The sequence below is a fragment of the Streptomyces sp. NPDC037100 genome (genome assembly GCF_055606225.1).
The window spans coordinates 112,528-129,604 of sequence record NZ_JBVJSX010000016.1 but is presented as its reverse complement, the minus strand read 5'-3'; the positions used below and the strand labels follow the sequence as shown (position 1 = coordinate 129,604).

The following is a 17,077-nucleotide window of genomic DNA, read 5'->3' as shown; positions in this document are numbered from 1 at the left end:
GAGTGCCGCGTCCCGTGCAGTCAGAACGGGACAGTCGGCCGGAGCCCGGTCCTCCGGGATCGGCTCCAGGAGCGTCGCGCACCGTCGAACGGTGTCGCGGGCAGCCCACCACCCCCCGTCGCCCGACGGGACCGGCCGGTGGGCCACTCGCGTGCTGCACGTATGTGCCCAGACCAGGGGAGCGGCTGCCCACCGCGGTCCACCAGGACCGAGGAGGGTTTCCCCGGCTGCGGATGCGACCTCCCACAACCCTGACAAGCCGATACAACGAAAGCGAAAAACAGTGGCGAACCAGTCCCGCCCCAAGGTCAAGAAGTCGCGTGCCCTCGGCATCGCGCTGACCCCGAAGGCCGTCAAGTACTTCGAGGCCCGCCCCTACCCGCCGGGTGAGCACGGCCGCGGCCGCAAGCAGAACTCGGACTACAAGGTCCGTCTGCTCGAGAAGCAGCGTCTGCGCGCGCAGTACGACGTGTCCGAGCGCCAGCTCGTCCGCGCCTACGAGCGTGCCTCCAAGGTCCAGGGCAAGACCGGTGAGGCCCTGATCATCGAGCTGGAGCGTCGTCTCGACGCCCTGGTTCTGCGTTCGGGCATCGCCCGCACGATCTACCAGGCCCGCCAGATGGTCGTCCACGGCCACATCGCGGTCAACGGCAAGAAGGTCGACAAGCCCTCCTTCCGTGTCCGTCCGGACGACGTCGTGCAGGTCCGCGAGCGCTCCAAGGAGAAGACCCTCTTCACGATCGCTCGTGAGGGTGGCTTCGCCCCCGACGGTGAGACCCCGCGCTACCTCCAGGTGAACCTCAAGTCCCTGGCGTTCCGCCTGGACCGCGAGCCGAACCGCAAGGAGATCCCGGTGATCTGCGACGAGCAGCTCGTCGTCGAGTACTACGCCCGCTGATCCACGGCAGGCACGCGGTACCTCAGCCCGCCGTCTCCCCGCCCCTCCGGGCGGGCGAGGCGGCGGGCTTTCGCGATCGACCCGGTGCCGGAGGGTAATCCGGTACGGAGCGCCACCCCCGGCGCGATAGGCTCGTCGCACGACTTTTTCGATGTTCAGGCACGTTTCAGGGAGCGGGTGCACACAGTGTCCGGTGGAGAGGTTGCCGGAATCCTGGTGGCCGTCTTCTGGGCGATCCTGGTCTCCTTCCTCGCCGTCGCGCTGGCGAGGGTGGCCCAGACGCTCAAGGCGACCACCAAGCTCGTGGCGGACGTGACCGACCAGGCCGTCCCGCTGCTGGCCGACGCCTCCGCGGCGGTGCGCTCCGCGCAGACCCAGATCGACCGGGTCGACTCGATCGCCTCCGACGTCCAGGAGGTCACGTCGAACGCCTCGGCGCTGTCGACCACCGTCGCCTCCACCTTCGGCGGCCCCCTGGTCAAGGTCGCGGCCTTCGGCTACGGCGTACGCCGGGCCCTCGGCGGCGGCAAGGAGGACGTGCCCGCCAAGTCCAGGCGTACCGTGATCGTGGGCCGTACGGTCACCCGGCGCAGCGCCCGAGGGAAGAGGGACTGAGAGCCAGCGATGTTCCGCCGTACCTTCTGGTTCACCACGGGCGTCGCCGCCGGTGTGTGGGCCACCACCAAGGTCAATCGCAAGCTGAAGCAGCTGACCCCCGAGAGCCTCGCCAGAACCGCCGGCAACAAGGCGATCGAGGCCGGTCACCGCATCAAGGACCGCGCGGTGGGCTTCGCGCTCGACGTCCGGGACAACATGGCCGTGCGGGAGGCCGAACTGGGCGACGCCCTCGGGATCAACGAGAATCCCGAGCTGCCCGGCCCCCGGCGTCACATCGCCATCGAGAACCGCAACAACCCGAAGTACGTCGAGGGTTCGACGTACCAGACGTACCCGTACAACCGGAATGAGGACCACTGATGGAGTCGGCTGAGATTCGCCGCCGCTGGTTGAGCTTCTTCGAGGAGCGCGGTCACACCGTCGTCCCTTCGGCGTCGCTCATCGCGGACGACCCGACTCTGCTCCTCGTCCCGGCCGGCATGGTGCCCTTCAAGCCCTACTTCCTGGGCGAGGTCAAGCCGCCCTTCTCGCGCGCCACCAGCGTCCAGAAGTGCGTGCGCACGCCCGACATCGAAGAGGTCGGCAAGACCACCCGCCACGGCACGTTCTTCCAGATGTGCGGCAACTTCTCCTTCGGCGACTACTTCAAGGAAGGCGCCATCAAGTACGCCTGGGAGCTGCTCACCAGCGCCCAGGACAAGGGCGGTTACGGCCTCGACCCCGAGCGCCTGTGGATCACCGTCTACAAGGACGACGACGAGGCCGAGCGCATCTGGCACGAGGTCGTCGGCGTGCCGAAGGAGCGCATCCAGCGCCTCGGCATGAAGGACAACTACTGGTCCATGGGCGTCCCCGGCCCCTGCGGCCCGTGTTCCGAGATCAACTACGACCGCGGCCCCGAGTTCGGCGTCGAGGGCGGCCCCGCCGTCAACGACGAGCGGTACGTGGAGATCTGGAACCTCGTCTTCATGCAGTACGAGCGGGGCGAGGGCATCGGCAAGGACAACTTCGAGATCCTCGGCGAACTGCCCAGCAAGAACATCGACACCGGCCTCGGCCTCGAGCGCCTCGCCATGATTCTGCAGGGCGTGCAGAACATGTACGAGATCGACACCTCGATGGCCGTCATCAACAAGGCCACCGAGCTGACCGGCGTCCGCTACGGCGACGCCCACGACTCCGACGTCTCCCTGCGCGTGGTCACCGACCACATGCGCACCTCGGTGATGCTGATCGGCGACGGTGTCACCCCCGGCAACGAGGGCCGCGGCTACGTGCTGCGGCGCATCATGCGCCGCGCCATCCGCAACATGCGCCTGCTCGGCGCCACCGGTCCGGTCGTGAAGGACCTGATCGACACCGTGATCGAGATGATGGGCCAGCAGTACCCCGAGCTCATCACCGACCGCGAGCGCATCGAGAAGGTCGCCCTCGCCGAGGAGAACGCCTTCCTCAAGACGCTGAAGGCCGGCACCAACATCCTCGACACGGCCGTCACCGACACCAAGGCCGCCGGCGGCACCGTCCTGGCCGGCGACAAGGCCTTCCTGCTCCACGACACCTGGGGCTTCCCGATCGACCTCACCCTGGAGATGGCCGCCGAGCAGGGCCTCTCCGTGGACGAGGACGGCTTCCGCCGCCTGATGAAGGAGCAGCGGGAGCGCGCCAAGGCCGACGCCCAGGCCAAGAAGACCGGGCACGCCGGCGCCGGCGCCTACCGCGAGATCGCCGACCAGGCCGGTGCCACCGACTTCATCGGTTACACCGACACCGAGAGCGAGTCCACGATCGTCGGCATCCTCGTCGACGGCGCCTCCTCGCCGGCCGCCACCGAGGGCGACGAGGTCGAGATCGTCCTCGACCGCACCCCGTTCTACGCCGAGGGCGGCGGTCAGATCGGCGACACCGGCAAGATCAAGGTCGACACCGGTGCCGTCATCGAGATCCGCGACTGCCAGAAGCCGGTCCCGGGGGTCTACGTCCACAAGGGCGTCGTCCAGGTCGGCGAGGTCACCGTCGGCGCCAAGGCCCACGCCTCGATCGACGACCGCCGCCGCAAGGCCATCGCCCGCGCCCACTCGGCCACCCACCTGACGCACCAGGCCCTGCGCGACGCCCTCGGCCCGACGGCCGCCCAGGCCGGTTCCGAGAACCAGCCCGGCCGCTTCCGGTTCGACTTCGGCTCCCCGTCCGCCGTTCCGACGGCCGTGATGACCGACGTCGAGCAGAAGATCAACGAGGTGCTCGCCCGCGACCTCGACGTCCGTGCCGACGTCATGGGCATCGACGAGGCCAAGAAGCAGGGCGCCATCGCCGAGTTCGGCGAGAAGTACGGTGAGCGCGTCCGCGTGGTCACCATCGGCGACTTCTCCAAGGAGCTGTGCGGCGGCACCCACGTGCACAACACCGCCCAGCTGGGCCTGGTGAAGCTGCTCGGCGAGTCCTCCATCGGCTCGGGTGTCCGCCGGATCGAGGCCCTGGTCGGCGTGGACGCCTACAACTTCCTCGCCCGTGAGCACACGGTCGTCGCCCAGCTCCAGGAGCTGATCAAGGGCCGCCCGGAGGAGCTCCCGGAGAAGGTCTCCGCCATGCTCGGCAAGCTGAAGGACGCCGAGAAGGAGATCGAGAAGTTCCGCGCCGAGAAGGTCCTGCAGGCCGCCGCCGGTCTCGCCGAGTCGGCCAAGGACATCCGTGGCGTTGCTGTCGTGACCGGTCAGGTACCGGACGGCACGACCGCCGACGACCTCCGCAAGCTCGTCCTCGACGTGCGCGGACGCATCCAGGGCGGACGGGCCGCCGTGGTCGCCCTGTTCGCGGTGGCGAACGGCAAGCCGCTTACGGTCATCGCCACCAACGAGGCCGCCCGCGAGCGCGGTCTGAAGGCCGGCGACCTGGTCCGTACGGCCGCCAAGACCCTCGGCGGCGGCGGTGGCGGCAAGCCGGACGTCGCCCAGGGCGGCGGCCAGAACCCGGCTGCCATCGGCGACGCCGTGGACGCCGTCGAGCGCCTGGTCACCGAGACGGCCAAGTAAGAGACGGGTCGGAAAGCATGCGCAGAGGACGTCGACTCGCGATCGACGTCGGGGACGCCCGCATCGGGGTCGCCTCGTGCGACCCCGACGGGATCCTCGCCACCCCGGTGGAGACGGTCCCGGGGCGTGACATCCCCGCAGCCCAGCGGCGGTTGAAGCAACTCGTCGAGGAGTACGAGCCCCTGGAGGTGGTGGTCGGACTCCCGCGCTCCCTCAAGGGGGGCGAGGGCCCGGCCGCGGTCAAGGTCCGGGGCTTCACCCAGGAACTGGCCCGCCTGATCGCCCCGGTTCCGGTGAGGCTCGTCGACGAACGCATGACAACGGTGACGGCCAGCCAAGGGCTGCGCGCCTCCGGCGTGAAATCCAAGAAGGGCCGGTCCGTCATCGACCAGGCGGCAGCCGTGATCATCCTGCAACAGGCTCTCGAATCCGAACGGATGTCAGGTAAAGCACCCGGCGAAGGCGTCGAAGTGGTCATCTGATCGCGATACGGTAACGTTCCGCGCGATGCGACGGCATTCGAACGGCCGCCGCACAGCAAGAGGCGGACGGGAGCCGAGCCGGAAGCCACGCGACCGCCGCCTCGCGGCTCTAGGGGATCGATGACTGAGTATGGCCGGGGCCAAGGCTCCGAACCGTGGCATCCGGAGGACCCGTTGTACGGGGACGGCGGATGGGAGGGACAGCAGGCCCATCAGGGTCAGCAGTCCCCCTACGGCGGCCAGCCGCAGCACTATCCGGAGCAGCCGCAGCAGCCGCAGCAGTCGCAGTACGGCGACTGGGGCACCGCTGACCAGGCCGGATACGGTCAGACGCAGCAGCAGTACCCGTACGACCAGCAGTACGCGGCACAGGCCCACGGCCACCAGCAGTACCCCGGGCAGCAGGACCCAGGACATCAGCAGGCCCAGGGCTATCACCAGCAGCAGTACGACACCGGAGGCTGGGCCGACGACCCCCACCAGCAGGTCTCGTACTCCGGTGAGTCCCAGGATCCGTACGGGCAGCAGGTCGGCGCCCATGGCGGGGGCCAGCAGGACTACTACGGCACGCCAGAGGCGTATCCACCCCCGGAGCCGCCCGGCCGGCGTGAGGCCGAGCGCGCGCCGGAACCGGAATGGGACCCCGGCCCCGACCAGGGCGAACACGCCTTCTTCGCGGGCGGGGACGACGATGACGACGGCGAGGAGCCGGAGGGTCGTCGAGGTCGCGACGACAAGCGGGGACGCGGCGGCAAGCCGAAGAAGCGCCGCAACGGCATGGCCTGCCTGCTGGTCGTCGTGATTCTCGGCGGCGGCCTGGCAGGCGCCGGCTACTTCGGCTACCAGTTCTACCAGGATCGTTTCGCCGACGCCCCGGACTTCGCGGGTGGGGGCAATGGACAGCAGGTGTCCGTCGAGATTCCCGAGGGCGCGGACGGCTATGCGATCGGGCGGGCACTGAAATCCGCCGGTGTGGTCAAGAGCGTCGACGCCTTTGTCTCGGCCCAGGCCGGCAATCCGGACGGCCGGACCATCCAAGCCGGCGTGTACACGCTGCAGAAGCAAATGTCGGCCGAAAACGCGGTCGAACTGATGCTCAGCCCCAAGAGCCGCGACAACCTGATCATCGCGGAGGGCAAGCGCAACGCCGACATCTACCGACTCATCGACAAGCGCCTCAAGGTCAAGGCCGGCACCACCGCCGCGGTCGCCAAGAAGGACTACAAGAAGCTCGGCCTGCCCGCGTGGGCGCAGAACCACGAAGAGGTCAAGGACCCGCTGGAAGGCTTCCTCTACCCCTCCAGCTACGGCGTGAGCGAGGGGCAGAAGCCCGAGGCCGTCCTGAAGCAGATGGTCCAGCGGGCCACCGCGACGTACGAGAAGCTCGGGGTCGAGAAGAAGGCCGAGAGCCTCGGACTCGAGGATCCGTGGCAGCTCGTCACCGTCGCCAGCCTGGTCCAGGCCGAGGGCACGAGCCACGACGACTTCCGCAAGATGGCCGAGGTCGTCTACAACCGCATGAAGCCCGGGAACCCGCAGACCAACGGCATGCTGGAGTTCGACTCCACCTACAACTACATCAAGAACCAGAGCAAGATCGACCTGACTCTGGAAGAGCTGCGGACGTACGACAACCCGTACAACACGTATTTCCACAAGGGTCTGCCGCCCGGCCCGATCGACAACCCGGGCGAGGACGCGATCAAGGGCGCCCTCAACCCGACGGACGACGGCTGGTACTACTTCATCTCGCTCGACGGCAAGACCAGCAAGTTCACGAAGACGAACGCCGAACACCAGAAGCTGGTCGACCAGTTCAACGCCTCGCGGAACAACTGAGGAAGACCCTGATGGCCGCACCACGCCGAGCCGCCGTACTCGGCTCCCCGATCGCCCACTCGCTCTCCCCGGTCCTGCACCGCACCGCCTACCAGGAGTTGGGCCTGGAAGGCTGGACGTACGACCGGTTCGAGGTCGACGAGGCCGGGCTGCCCGCGTTCTTCGAGACGCTCGGCCCCGAGTGGGCCGGGCTCTCGCTGACCATGCCGCTGAAGCGAGCCGTGATTCCGCTGCTCGACGGGATCAGCGCGACCGCCGCCTCCGTCGACGCCGTCAACACCGTCGTCCGCACGGAGGACGGCCGCAGGATCGGCGACAACACCGACATCCCCGGCATGGTCGCCGCCCTGCGCGAGCACGGCATCGCCGAGGTCGACTCCGCCGCCGTCCTCGGCGCCGGCGCCACCGCCTCCTCCGCGCTGGCCGCGCTGTCCCGGATCTGCCCGGGCGAGATCGCCGTGTACGTGCGCAGCGAGGCCCGGGCCACCGAGATGCGGCAGTGGGCGGAGCGGCTCGACGTCGCCGTCCGTATCGCCGACTGGGCCGACGCCGAGCAGGCCCTGCGCGCCCCTCTGGTGATCAGCACCACGCCGGCCGGTGTCACCGACGCCCTCGCCCGGTCCGTACCGGAGCGCCCGGCAGCCCTCTTCGACGTCCTCTACGACCCCTGGCCGACCGACCTCGCCGCCCGCTGGTCGGCGTACGGCGGCGCCGTCGTCAGCGGTCTCGACCTGCTGGTGCACCAGGCCGTGCTCCAGGTCGAGCAGATGACGCGGCTGGCCCCGGCGCCCCTGGACGCCATGCGAAAAGCGGGCGAGCGGGCTCTCGCGGCCCGCTAAGATCCGCTCTCGGTTCCGCAGGGGGCGGAACAGGGGAGGGGAACGTCCGTCATGTCCGCAGGTCTGCCTCAGGCGTCCGTCAAGTCCCAGATATTCGAGTCCCTGCTGGGGTTCCTGCCCGACTGGGTGCAGATCACGGTGCTCGCCCTGATCGTGCTCGCCGTCGTCGCGTCGTGGGTCGTCAAGATCAGGCGCAAGATCGCCTACCGGCGTGCCGTCCGCACCGGGCAGCCGGTCCACGCCGCCGCACAGTACGGACAGGGGCGCGGTGCGGACTACCTGGGGCAGTACGCGCCGCAGCAGACCCAGTCGGCACAGCAGCAGGGCAGCGGAGCCGACCACCTGGGGGCGTACGCCCCGCAGCAGGACCTGACCGCGCAGCAGCCGAGCGGCGCCGACTTCCTCGGCGCGTACGCGCCGCAGCAGCGTCAGGGCTAGGGCCCGTCCGCGCACGCGTCCGCTTGATGGACCGGCCGCCGGGCCCAGGGCTCCGGCGTGGGAGGATCGGAGATGGCGGACCGGGCCGCGCACCCGGTCACGCCGTCGCCGTACGCGACGAGGCGCGTACGCAGGGCAGTACCAGAGCGCGAGCACTGAGGAGCACCGTTGAGCAGGTTGCGCTGGCTGACCGCGGGGGAGTCCCACGGTCCCGCACTCGTCGCGACGCTGGAGGGCCTTCCCGCCGGCGTGCCGATCACCACGGACATGGTGGCGGACCATCTCGCGAGGCGGCGCCTGGGCTATGGCCGCGGTGCCCGGATGAAGTTCGAGCGCGACGAGGTCACCTTCCTCGGCGGCGTCCGGCACGGCCTCACCCTCGGCTCCCCGGTCGCGATCATGGTGGGCAACACCGAGTGGCCCAAGTGGGAGCAGGTCATGGCCGCCGACCCGGTCGACCCGGAGATCCTCGACGGGCTCGCTCGCAACGCCCCGCTGACCCGGCCGCGCCCCGGCCATGCCGACCTCGCGGGCATGCAGAAGTACGGCTTCGACGAGGCCCGGCCGATCCTGGAGCGCGCCTCCGCGCGGGAGACGGCCGCTCGCGTCGCGCTGGGCGCGGTGGCCCGCTCGTACCTCAAGGAGACGACCGGCGTCGAGATCGTCAGCCATGTCGTGGAGCTGGCGGCGGCGAAGGCGCCCAAGGGCGTGTACCCGACGCCCGCCGACGTCGAGAAGCTGGACGCGGACCCCGTGCGCTGCCTGGACGCCGACGCGTCGAAGGCGATGGTCGCCGAGATCGACCAGGCCCACAAGGACGGTGACACCCTCGGCGGTGTCGTCGAGATCCTCGCGTACGGCGTGCCCGTCGGTCTCGGTTCGCACGTGCACTGGGACCGCAAGCTGGACGCCCGGCTCGCCGGCGCGCTCATGGGCATCCAGGCGATCAAGGGCGTCGAGATCGGCGACGGTTTCGAACTGGCCCGCGTGCCCGGCTCCAAGGCGCACGACGAGATCGTCAGGACCGACGACGGTATCCGGCGCACCACCGGCCGCTCCGGCGGCACCGAGGGCGGTCTGACCACCGGTGAGCTGCTGCGCGTCCGCGCCGCGATGAAGCCGATCGCGACCGTGCCGCGTGCCCTGCAGACCGTGGACGTCACCACCGGCGAGGCGGCGCAGGCCCACCACCAGCGCTCCGACGTCTCCGCGGTCCCGGCCGCCGGCATCGTCGCCGAGGCCATGGTGGCCCTGGTGCTCGCGGACGCGGTCGCCGAGAAGTTCGGCGGCGACTCGGTGGCCGAGACCCGCCGCAACGTGACGTCGTACCTCGACAACCTCGCCATCCGATGAGCGGCCCGCTGGTCGTCCTGGTCGGCCCGATGGGCGTGGGCAAGTCCACCGTCGGGCAGCTGCTGGCCGAGCGGCTCGGCGTCTCCTACCGGGACACCGACGACGACATCGTCGCCGCGCAGGGCAGGACCGTCGCCGAGATCTTCGTCGACGAGGGCGAGCCCGCCTTCCGCGCCATCGAGAAGGCCGCCGTGCACCGGGCACTCGCCGAGCACGACGGCATCCTGGCCCTGGGCGGCGGCGCCATCCTCGACGCCGACACGCGCGCGCTGCTCGCCGGGCAGCGCGTGGCGTACCTGTCGATGGACGTCGAGGAGGCGGTCAAGCGCACCGGCCTCAACGCGGCCCGCCCCCTGCTCGCGGTCAACCCGCGCAAGCAGTGGCGCGAGCTGATGGAGGCCCGCCGCCACCTGTACGAAGAGGTCGCCACGGCCGTGGTCGCCACCGACGGCCGTTCGCCCGAAGAGGTCACCGAAGCCGCCCTGGACGCACTGGAGTTGAAGGAAGCATGAGCGAGGCAGTCACCCGGATCCAGGTCGGCGGCACGGCGGGCACCGACCCGTACGAGGTCCTGGTGGGCCGGCAGTTGCTGGGTGAACTCGGCGGACTGATCGGCGAGAAGGCCCAGCGGGTCGCGATCCTCCACCCCGAGGCGCTCGCCGAGACCGGTGACGCGTTGCGCGCCGACCTCGCCGAGCAGGGCTACGAGGCCATCGCCATCCAGGTGCCCAACGCGGAGGAGGCCAAGACCGCCGAGGTCGCCGCCTACTGCTGGAAGGCGCTCGGCCAGTCCGGGTTCACACGCACGGACGTCATCGTCGGCGTCGGCGGCGGCGCCACCACCGACCTCGCCGGGTTCGTGGCCGCCACCTGGCTGCGCGGCGTGCGCTGGATCGCCATCCCGACCACCGTGCTCGCCATGGTGGACGCGGCCGTCGGCGGCAAGACCGGCATCAACACCGCCGAGGGCAAGAACCTCGTCGGCGCCTTCCATCCGCCCGCCGGTGTGCTCTGCGACCTGTCCGCGCTGGACTCCCTGCCGGTCAACGACTACGTCTCCGGCCTCGCCGAGGTCATCAAGGCCGGCTTCATCGCCGACCCGGTGATCCTGGACCTCATCGAGTCCGACACCGAGGCCGCCCGCACCCCGGCCGGTCCGCACACCGCCGAGCTCATCGAGCGCTCCATCCGGGTCAAGGCCGACGTCGTGTCGTCGGACCTGAAGGAGTCGGGCCTGCGCGAGATCCTCAACTACGGCCACACCCTCGGCCACGCCATCGAGAAGAACGAGCGCTACAAGTGGCGCCACGGCGCGGCGGTCGCGGTCGGCATGCACTTCGCCGCCGAACTGGGGCGCCTGGCGGGCCGGCTGGACGACGCGACGGCCGACCGCCACCGCACGATCCTCGAAGCGGTCGGACTGCCCCTGCACTACCGGCACGACCAGTGGCCCAAGCTGCTGGAGACCATGAAGGTCGACAAGAAGTCCCGCGGCAACCTGCTGCGCTTCATCGTCCTCGACGGTCTGGCCAAGCCCACCGTCCTGGAAGGACCCGATCCGGCCGTGCTGCTCGCCGCGTACGGCGAAGTCGGGCAGTAAGTCCTCCGGCGCGCCTTCCGCCCGAATTCACCTTACGGAGACGGGCACTTCGGGTCGCCCCCGGCCGTTCACACATCGACGACCGGGGGCGGTACCGTTCGGTAGCAGGGGGATTCCGACCCCTGTCAGCGCCCATCGCCTGTACGAGACGGAGTGGCACCGGATGCAGCACGCAGTGGGTTCTCCGCTGCCGCCGCCCCATCAGCCGGGGCACGGACCGGCCACGGGCTGGTCGCCGGCCGCACATCACCCGGTCCCGCCGAACGCGGGCGCCCACCAGGGCTCGGTGCCCGTACCCCCGCCGCCCCCGGCGCCGGGATATCCGGCGCCCCCGCCCGGACCGGTCTCCGCTTGCGCCCCGTCGGCGCCGGAGACCACCGGCCATGTGCCGCTGCCGCCCGGCGGCCCCGTCGCCATGCCCATGGCCCCGCCCGCCGCGACGGTTCCCGATCCCGCCGGTACGACTCTCGCGGTGCTGCTCATCGGCCCCGCGGGTGCGGGCAAGACCAGCGTCGCCAAGTACTGGGCGGACCACCGCCGGGTCCCCACGGCCCACATCAGCCTCGACGACGTACGCGAGTGGGTCCGCTCCGGCTTCGCCGACCCCCAGTCCGGCTGGAACGACAACTCCGAGGCGCAGTACCGCCTGGCCCGCCGCACCTGCGGCTTCGCCGCGCGGAACTTCCTGGCCAACGGCATCTCGTGCATCCTCGACGACGCGGTCTTCCCCGACCGTCCGGTCGTCGGCCTCGGCGGCTGGAAGCGCCACGTCGGACCGGGCCTGCTGCCGGTCGTCCTCCTGCCCGGGCTGGACATCGTCCTCGAACGCAACGCGCAGCGCTCGGGCAACCGGCGGCTGTCGGACGAGGAGGTCGCCCGCATCCACGGCCGCATGGCCGGCTGGTACGGATCCGGCTTGCCGATCATCGACAACTCCCAGCTGGACGTCCCGGAGACGGCGAGGGTCCTGGACGACGTCCTGGCCAGGTCGATCGCCAGCCCGCCCCAGTGGTGAGCACCCTTCAGCCGAGCGCCCCTCAGGGGCGCGGGGAACTGCGCGACAAGCCCCCACACAGCCGCGGACGGCATACGACCCCGCGCGGCACCCCGTCTCCCGAACGGCACGCTGCACCAGGCACCGCCCACTCAGACGCCCTCAACCGGCGCAAAACCGGCGGAGCTCATACGCTCGGGTCATGTCAGAGGTGTACGCGGCCCGCCGGACGCGTCTGAGGGAATACTGCAACGCGGGCGGCAGCGCGGCGGCGCTGGTCTCCCGCCCCGCCAACGTGCGCTATCTCGCGGGCGCCGCCCCGCACGGCGCCGTTCTGCTGCTGGGCAGGACCGAGGAGCAGGACCTCCTGGTCTGTGCCGGACCGACGGCCGACCGCCCCACACAGGAGCGCCCCGACGAGGCTCTGCGCGTCCACACCCTGCCCGGCGTCGGCGGTGGTGACCCGGCCGTCGCGGCCGCCCGCCTCGCCGTGGGCCAGGACGCCGAGTCCCTCGCCGTGGAGGAGCACCACCTCACCGTGGCCCGGTACCGCGCCCTGGGCTCGGTCGCCCCCGGCCTGCGCCTGGCGGGCCTCGGCAGCGCGGTCGAGCAGCTCAGGGTCGTCAAGGACGAGGAGGAGATCTCCTGCCTGCGCATCGGAGCCGAGATCGCCGACCAGGCCCTCGGTGAGCTGCTGGAGTCGATCCTCGTCGGTCGAACCGAGCGCCACCTCGCCCTGGAACTCGAGCGGCGACTCGTGGACCACGGGGCGGACGGGCCCGCCTTCCCGACATCTGTCGCCACCGGCCCGAACTCCGGCCGGCCCGGACACCGGCCCACCGACCGCCGGGTCGAGGAGGGAGACTTCCTCTCCGTATGCCTCGGCGCGACGTACCGCGGCTACCGCTGCGAGATCGGCCGCACCTTCGTCATCGGCACCGCTCCCGCGGACTGGCAGATCGAGCTGTACGACCTGGTCTTCGCCGCCCAGCGGGCCGGGCGTGAGAGCCTGGTACCCGGCGCCGCCTGCCGGGACGTCGACCGCGCCGCCCGCCAGGTCCTGGACTCCGCGGGGCACACGGAGGGCCTCACGGCCCTGACCGGACACGGTGTAGGGCTCGAAATCGACGAGGACCCTCAATTGAGTCCCGCGGCCATGGGTAAACTGGACGCTTGCGTGCCAGTCACCGTCGAACCGGGGGTCCACCTCCCGGGCCGGGGCGGTGTCCGGATCGATGACACGCTCGTCGTCCGCCCCGAGGCGGACGGCGGACCCGAGCTACTCACCATCACGACCAAGGAGCTGCTCGCCCTGTAGCCAGGCAGGTGCGTGCCCCGGGGTCGTACGTCAGTCCAGGAGATTCCGCAACCGTGGCTTCCACGAACGACCTCAAGAACGGCATGGTGCTCAAGCTCGAAGGCGGCCAGCTCTGGTCCGTCGTCGAGTTCCAGCACGTCAAGCCCGGCAAGGGCCCGGCCTTCGTGCGTACCAAGCTCAAGAACGTGCTCTCCGGCAAGGTCGTCGACAAGACCTTCAACGCCGGCGTCAAGGTCGAAACGGCCACCGTCGACAAGCGCGACATGCAGTTCTCCTACATGGACGGCGAGTACTTCGTCTTCATGGACATGGAGACCTACGACCAGCTGCACGTCGATAAGAAGGCCGTCGGCGACGCCGCGAACTTCCTCATCGAGGGCTTCACGGCCACCGTCGCGCAGCACGAGGGCGAGGTGCTCTTCGTCGAGCTGCCCGCCGCCGTCGAGCTCGTCATCCAGGAGACCGAGCCGGGCGTCCAGGGCGACCGCTCCACCGGCGGCACCAAGCCCGCCATCCTGGAGACCGGCCACCAGATCAACGTGCCCCTCTTCATCACCACCGGTGAGAAGATCAAGGTCGACACCCGCACCAGCGACTACCTCGGCCGGGTGAACAGCTAACCGTGGCTGCCCGCAACACGGCCCGTAAGCGCGCCTTCCAGATCCTCTTCGAGGGGGACCAGCGCGGCGCCGAGGTGCTGACCGTCCTCGCGGACTGGGTCCGGCTGTCCCGGGCGGACACCCGGCAGCCGCCGGTCAGTGAGTACACGATGGAGCTGGTCGAGGGCTACGCGAAGCACGCGAAGCGCATCGACGAGCTGATCGCGCAGTACTCCGTCGGCTGGACCCTCGACCGGATGCCCGTCGTCGACCGCAACCTCCTGCGGCTCGGCGCCTACGAGCTGATCTGGGTCGACGCGACGCCGGACGCCGTCGTCCTCGACGAGATGGTGCAGCTGGCGAAGGAGTTCTCCACGGACGAGTCGCCCTCGTTCGTGAACGGCCTGCTCGGCCGGCTGAAGGAACTCAAGCCGTCGCTCCGCCGCGACGAGGTCTGAGACGGACCACATGCCGGAGGGCCCGCAGCGTCACCGCTGCGGGCCCTCCGGCATGCGCGCACGTCCCTGGACCTCTGTCCGGCCGTAACCCGTGACAACGCCGCCGGGGCGGCCGAGAACCATACGGTTTCGGCCGCCCCGGCGGCACGTTTCTGCTGGACCCGTCTGCTGGACCCGCGGAGCGGTCAGGCCTCCTCGTGGGACGCCACCGCGCGGCGCGCGTCCGCGTCCAGGACACCCCAGCTGATCAGCTGCTCCGTCAGGACCGACGGCGACTGGTCGTAGATGACGGCCAGTGTGCGCAGGTCGTCCTGGCGGATCGACAGCACCTTGCCGTTGTAGTCACCGCGCTGCGACTGGATCGTGGCCGCGTAGCGCTGAAGGGGACCCGCCTTCTCGGCCGGCACCGTGGCCAGCCGCTCCAGGTCCAGGACCAGCTTCGGCGGCGGCTCGGCGGCCCCGCCCGGGGTCGTGCCCGGAAGCAGTTCCTGCACCGGGACGCCGTAGAAATCCGCCAGCTCGGCAAGGCGCTGTACGGTCACGGCACGGTCGCCGCGCTCGTACGAACCGACCACGACCGCCTTCCAGCGTCCCTGGGACTTCTCCTCGACACCGTGGAGGGAAAGGCCCTGCTGGGTGCGGATCGCCCGGAGCTTGGCCCCGAGCTGTTTGGCGTATTCGCTGGACATATAGCTCCCCGGCACTGTGTCGACGCGTCTGGCGTGGGTGCCAGGCCGCGCGGCTGGTAACTCACTGTGAGGTTACGCAGCGTTACTCTGCCGCGTCAAGCCGAATGGTCCGCACCGACTCTTCCGTGGTATCGGCGTTCCGTTGCGCCGAGTGGGTGATCCAAGGGGGCCGTACGGGCGATCACGGGGACCTGCTACCGTGTATGGCGCAATCTCGACGTCCTTTAAGGTCCGTCCCGTGAGGCGGAGAAGGAGGTCCGTTTCGTATGGACACGCACGACACGCAGTCCGATGCCCGGCCCGTCCTCGAAGGGCCCGACATCGCGCGGGTACTGACTCGCATCGCCCACGAGATCGTCGAACGCGCCAAGGGCGCCGACGACGTGGTGCTCCTCGGCATTCCGACCCGGGGCGTCTTCCTCGCCCGGCGACTCGCGGACAAGCTTGAGCAGATCACCGAGCGCAAGGTTCCCTGCGGCTCGCTCGACATCACCATGTACCGCGACGACCTGCGCATGCACCCCCCGCGGGCGCTGGCCCGCACCGAGATCCCCGGTGACGGCCTCGACGGCAAGCTCGTCGTCCTCGTCGACGACGTGCTCTTCTCCGGCCGCACCATCCGCGCCGCCCTCGACGCGCTGAACGACCTCGGGCGCCCGCGCGCGGTGCAGCTCGCCGTCCTCGTCGACCGCGGTCACCGCGAACTGCCCATCCGGGCCGACTACGTCGGCAAGAACCTCCCCACGTCGTTGCGGGAGACGGTCAAGGTCCAGCTCGCCGAGGAGGACGGTCGCGACACCGTGCTGCTCGGTGCCAAGCCGACCCCCCGGTAGCGCTCCAGGCGTACGCCGCTGTCGTACGCCGGCTCAGTGCGCGCCCCTCCGCGCGCGCCCGCCTGCCCCGAACCTCCCGAATGAACTGCCTTACGGAGCCTGACAGATGCAGCGTCATCTCATCTCGGCCGCCGACCTCACCCGCGACGACGCCGTCCTGATCCTCGACACCGCCGAGGAGATGGCCCGGGTCGCCGACCGGCCGATCAAGAAGCTGCCGACCCTGCGCGGCCGCACGATCGTCAACCTCTTCTTCGAGGACTCCACCCGGACCCGGATCTCCTTCGAGGCCGCCGAGAAGCGGCTGTCCGCGGACGTCATCAACTTCTCCGCCAAGGGCTCCAGCGTCTCCAAGGGCGAGTCCCTGAAGGACACCGCCCAGACCCTGGAGGCGATGGGCGTCGACGCCGTCGTCATCCGGCACGGCGCCTCCGGAGCCCCGTACCGCCTCGCCAACTCCGGCTGGATCGACGCGGTGGTGGTCAACGCCGGTGACGGCACCCATCAGCACCCCACCCAGGCCCTGCTGGACGCCTTCACCATGCGCCGCCGCCTGATCGGCCCGGACGCGGGACTCGGCCGCGACCTCGAAGGCAAGCGCATCACGCTCGTCGGTGACGTCCTGCACAGCCGGGTCGCCCGCTCCAACGTCGACCTGCTGCACACCCTCGGCGCCGAGGTCACCCTCGTCGCCCCGCCGACCCTGCTGCCGGTCGGCATCGAGACCTGGCCCTGCGAGGTCTCCTACGACCTCGACAGCACCTTGCCCAAGTCCGACGCGGTGATGATGCTGCGCGTCCAGCGCGAGCGCATGAACGCCGCGTTCTTCCCCACCGAGCGCGAGTACTCCCGGCGCTACGGGCTCGACGGCGACCGCATGGCCCGGATGCCCGAGCACGCCATCGTGATGCACCCCGGCCCGATGGTCCGCGGCATGGAGATCACCGCCGAGGTCGCCGACTCCGACCGCTGCACCGTCGTCGAGCAGGTCGCAAACGGAGTGTCCATCCGGATGGCCGTTCTGTATCTGCTGCTCGGTGGGAACGAACCCGCCGTCACCCACCCCCGCACCGAGGAGAAGTAAGAC

General features: G+C 70.2%; 18 protein-coding genes. 17 read left to right on the top strand and 1 reads right to left on the bottom strand.

The genetic code is table 11. The annotated features are described in order from the left end of the window. Window positions 1-283: 283 nt before the first annotated feature. From rpsD to nusB, 15 genes are all read left to right on the top strand, one after another. Window positions 284-898, top strand: coding sequence for a 30S ribosomal protein S4 (gene rpsD, locus ACZ7EG_RS36555; protein ID WP_031138994.1), 615 nt, complete (start codon window positions 284-286; stop codon window positions 896-898). Window positions 899-1,075: 177 nt separating this feature from the next. Then, window positions 1,076-1,513, top strand: a complete 438-nt coding sequence (locus ACZ7EG_RS36550; protein WP_471088599.1) for a DUF948 domain-containing protein — start codon at window positions 1,076-1,078, stop codon at window positions 1,511-1,513. 9 nt (window positions 1,514-1,522) lie between these two features. After that, window positions 1,523-1,876, top strand: a complete 354-nt coding sequence (locus tag ACZ7EG_RS36545; RefSeq protein WP_306923142.1) for a hypothetical protein — start codon at window positions 1,523-1,525, stop codon at window positions 1,874-1,876. Next, window positions 1,876-4,548 carry an alanine--tRNA ligase gene (gene alaS / locus ACZ7EG_RS36540; protein ID WP_471088597.1) on the top strand — a complete coding sequence of 891 codons (2,673 nt, stop codon included), beginning with the start codon at window positions 1,876-1,878 and terminating at the stop codon, window positions 4,546-4,548. Before ACZ7EG_RS36545 ends, alaS begins: the two co-directional genes overlap by 1 nt. 17 nt (window positions 4,549-4,565) lie before the next feature. Next, the gene (gene ruvX / locus ACZ7EG_RS36535; protein ID WP_471088595.1) at window positions 4,566-5,030 is read left to right on the top strand and encodes a Holliday junction resolvase RuvX; all 465 of its coding nucleotides are present in this window, start codon (window positions 4,566-4,568) and stop codon (window positions 5,028-5,030) included. A 120-nt stretch (window positions 5,031-5,150) separates the two neighbouring features. After that, entirely contained in the window at window positions 5,151-6,869 is a 1,719-nt protein-coding gene (gene mltG, locus ACZ7EG_RS36530) for an endolytic transglycosylase MltG (RefSeq protein ID WP_471088593.1), read from the top strand. 11 nt (window positions 6,870-6,880) lie between these two features. Then, a complete protein-coding gene (locus ACZ7EG_RS36525; protein ID WP_471088591.1) occupies window positions 6,881-7,708 on the top strand; it encodes a shikimate dehydrogenase in 828 nt (275 codons plus the stop codon). A gap of 51 nt (window positions 7,709-7,759) precedes the next feature. After that, window positions 7,760-8,146 (top strand): hypothetical protein, encoded by a 387-nt coding sequence (locus tag ACZ7EG_RS36520; protein ID WP_471088589.1) that lies wholly within the window; start codon window positions 7,760-7,762, stop codon window positions 8,144-8,146. Window positions 8,147-8,314: 168 nt separating this feature from the next. Then, complete coding sequence (aroC, locus tag ACZ7EG_RS36515) at window positions 8,315-9,499, top strand: chorismate synthase (protein WP_362047716.1); 1,185 nt, start codon at window positions 8,315-8,317, stop codon at window positions 9,497-9,499. Continuing rightward, window positions 9,496-10,011, top strand: a complete 516-nt coding sequence (locus ACZ7EG_RS36510; RefSeq protein WP_471088587.1) for a shikimate kinase — start codon at window positions 9,496-9,498, stop codon at window positions 10,009-10,011. The genes aroC and ACZ7EG_RS36510 overlap by 4 nt, the downstream gene beginning before the upstream one ends. Next, window positions 10,008-11,099: a 3-dehydroquinate synthase gene (aroB, locus tag ACZ7EG_RS36505; protein WP_471088585.1), complete on the top strand. Its 1,092-nt coding sequence runs from the start codon at window positions 10,008-10,010 to the stop codon at window positions 11,097-11,099. Before ACZ7EG_RS36510 ends, aroB begins: the two co-directional genes overlap by 4 nt. A 163-nt stretch (window positions 11,100-11,262) precedes the next feature. Then, window positions 11,263-12,114, top strand: coding sequence for a Pro-rich N-terminal domain-containing protein (locus ACZ7EG_RS36500; RefSeq protein WP_471088583.1), 852 nt, complete (start codon window positions 11,263-11,265; stop codon window positions 12,112-12,114). 181 nt (window positions 12,115-12,295) lie between these two features. Further along, on the top strand, window positions 12,296-13,411 hold the full coding sequence (locus ACZ7EG_RS36495; RefSeq protein WP_471088581.1) for an aminopeptidase P family protein: 1,116 nt from the start codon (window positions 12,296-12,298) through the stop codon (window positions 13,409-13,411). A gap of 53 nt (window positions 13,412-13,464) precedes the next feature. Beyond that, complete coding sequence (gene efp / locus ACZ7EG_RS36490; protein WP_030843148.1) at window positions 13,465-14,031, top strand: elongation factor P; 567 nt, start codon at window positions 13,465-13,467, stop codon at window positions 14,029-14,031. A gap of 2 nt (window positions 14,032-14,033) precedes the next feature. After that, window positions 14,034-14,468 (top strand): transcription antitermination factor NusB, encoded by a 435-nt coding sequence (nusB, locus tag ACZ7EG_RS36485; RefSeq protein ID WP_471088579.1) that lies wholly within the window; start codon window positions 14,034-14,036, stop codon window positions 14,466-14,468. A gap of 185 nt (window positions 14,469-14,653) precedes the next feature. On the opposite strand, the gene bldD is transcribed toward nusB, so the two are convergent. After that, window positions 14,654-15,157 (bottom strand): transcriptional regulator BldD, encoded by a 504-nt coding sequence (gene bldD, locus ACZ7EG_RS36480; protein WP_018570201.1) that lies wholly within the window; start codon window positions 15,155-15,157, stop codon window positions 14,654-14,656. Between the two features lie 266 nt (window positions 15,158-15,423). On the opposite strand from bldD, the gene pyrR reads away from it, so the two are divergent. Together pyrR and ACZ7EG_RS36470 are read left to right on the top strand one after the other, a co-directional pair. Beyond that, a complete protein-coding gene (gene pyrR, locus ACZ7EG_RS36475) occupies window positions 15,424-15,990 on the top strand; it encodes a bifunctional pyr operon transcriptional regulator/uracil phosphoribosyltransferase PyrR (RefSeq protein WP_471088577.1) in 567 nt (188 codons plus the stop codon). Between the two features lie 106 nt (window positions 15,991-16,096). Further along, window positions 16,097-17,074, top strand: a complete 978-nt coding sequence (locus tag ACZ7EG_RS36470) for an aspartate carbamoyltransferase catalytic subunit (RefSeq protein ID WP_471088575.1) — start codon at window positions 16,097-16,099, stop codon at window positions 17,072-17,074. Window positions 17,075-17,077 lie beyond the last annotated feature (3 nt).

Excerpts from the sequence above, each read along its gene's own strand:
- ACZ7EG_RS36545 (WP_306923142.1), top strand. The coding sequence starts at position 1,523 with ATGTTCCGCCGTACCTTCTGGTTCACCACGGGCGTCGCCGCCGGTGTG.
- alaS (WP_471088597.1), top strand. The coding sequence starts at position 1,876 with ATGGAGTCGGCTGAGATTCGCCGCCGCTGGTTGAGCTTCTTCGAGGAG.
- ruvX (WP_471088595.1), top strand. The coding sequence starts at position 4,566 with ATGCGCAGAGGACGTCGACTCGCGATCGACGTCGGGGACGCCCGCATC.
- mltG (WP_471088593.1), top strand. The coding sequence starts at position 5,151 with ATGACTGAGTATGGCCGGGGCCAAGGCTCCGAACCGTGGCATCCGGAG.
- ACZ7EG_RS36525 (WP_471088591.1), top strand. The coding sequence starts at position 6,881 with ATGGCCGCACCACGCCGAGCCGCCGTACTCGGCTCCCCGATCGCCCAC.
- ACZ7EG_RS36520 (WP_471088589.1), top strand. The coding sequence starts at position 7,760 with ATGTCCGCAGGTCTGCCTCAGGCGTCCGTCAAGTCCCAGATATTCGAG.
- ACZ7EG_RS36510 (WP_471088587.1), top strand. The coding sequence starts at position 9,496 with ATGAGCGGCCCGCTGGTCGTCCTGGTCGGCCCGATGGGCGTGGGCAAG.
- aroB (WP_471088585.1), top strand. The coding sequence starts at position 10,008 with ATGAGCGAGGCAGTCACCCGGATCCAGGTCGGCGGCACGGCGGGCACC.
- ACZ7EG_RS36500 (WP_471088583.1), top strand. The coding sequence starts at position 11,263 with ATGCAGCACGCAGTGGGTTCTCCGCTGCCGCCGCCCCATCAGCCGGGG.
- ACZ7EG_RS36495 (WP_471088581.1), top strand. The coding sequence starts at position 12,296 with ATGTCAGAGGTGTACGCGGCCCGCCGGACGCGTCTGAGGGAATACTGC.
- bldD (WP_018570201.1), bottom strand. The coding sequence starts at position 15,157 with ATGTCCAGCGAATACGCCAAACAGCTCGGGGCCAAGCTCCGGGCGATC.
- pyrR (WP_471088577.1), top strand. The coding sequence starts at position 15,424 with ATGGACACGCACGACACGCAGTCCGATGCCCGGCCCGTCCTCGAAGGG.
- ACZ7EG_RS36470 (WP_471088575.1), top strand. The coding sequence starts at position 16,097 with ATGCAGCGTCATCTCATCTCGGCCGCCGACCTCACCCGCGACGACGCC.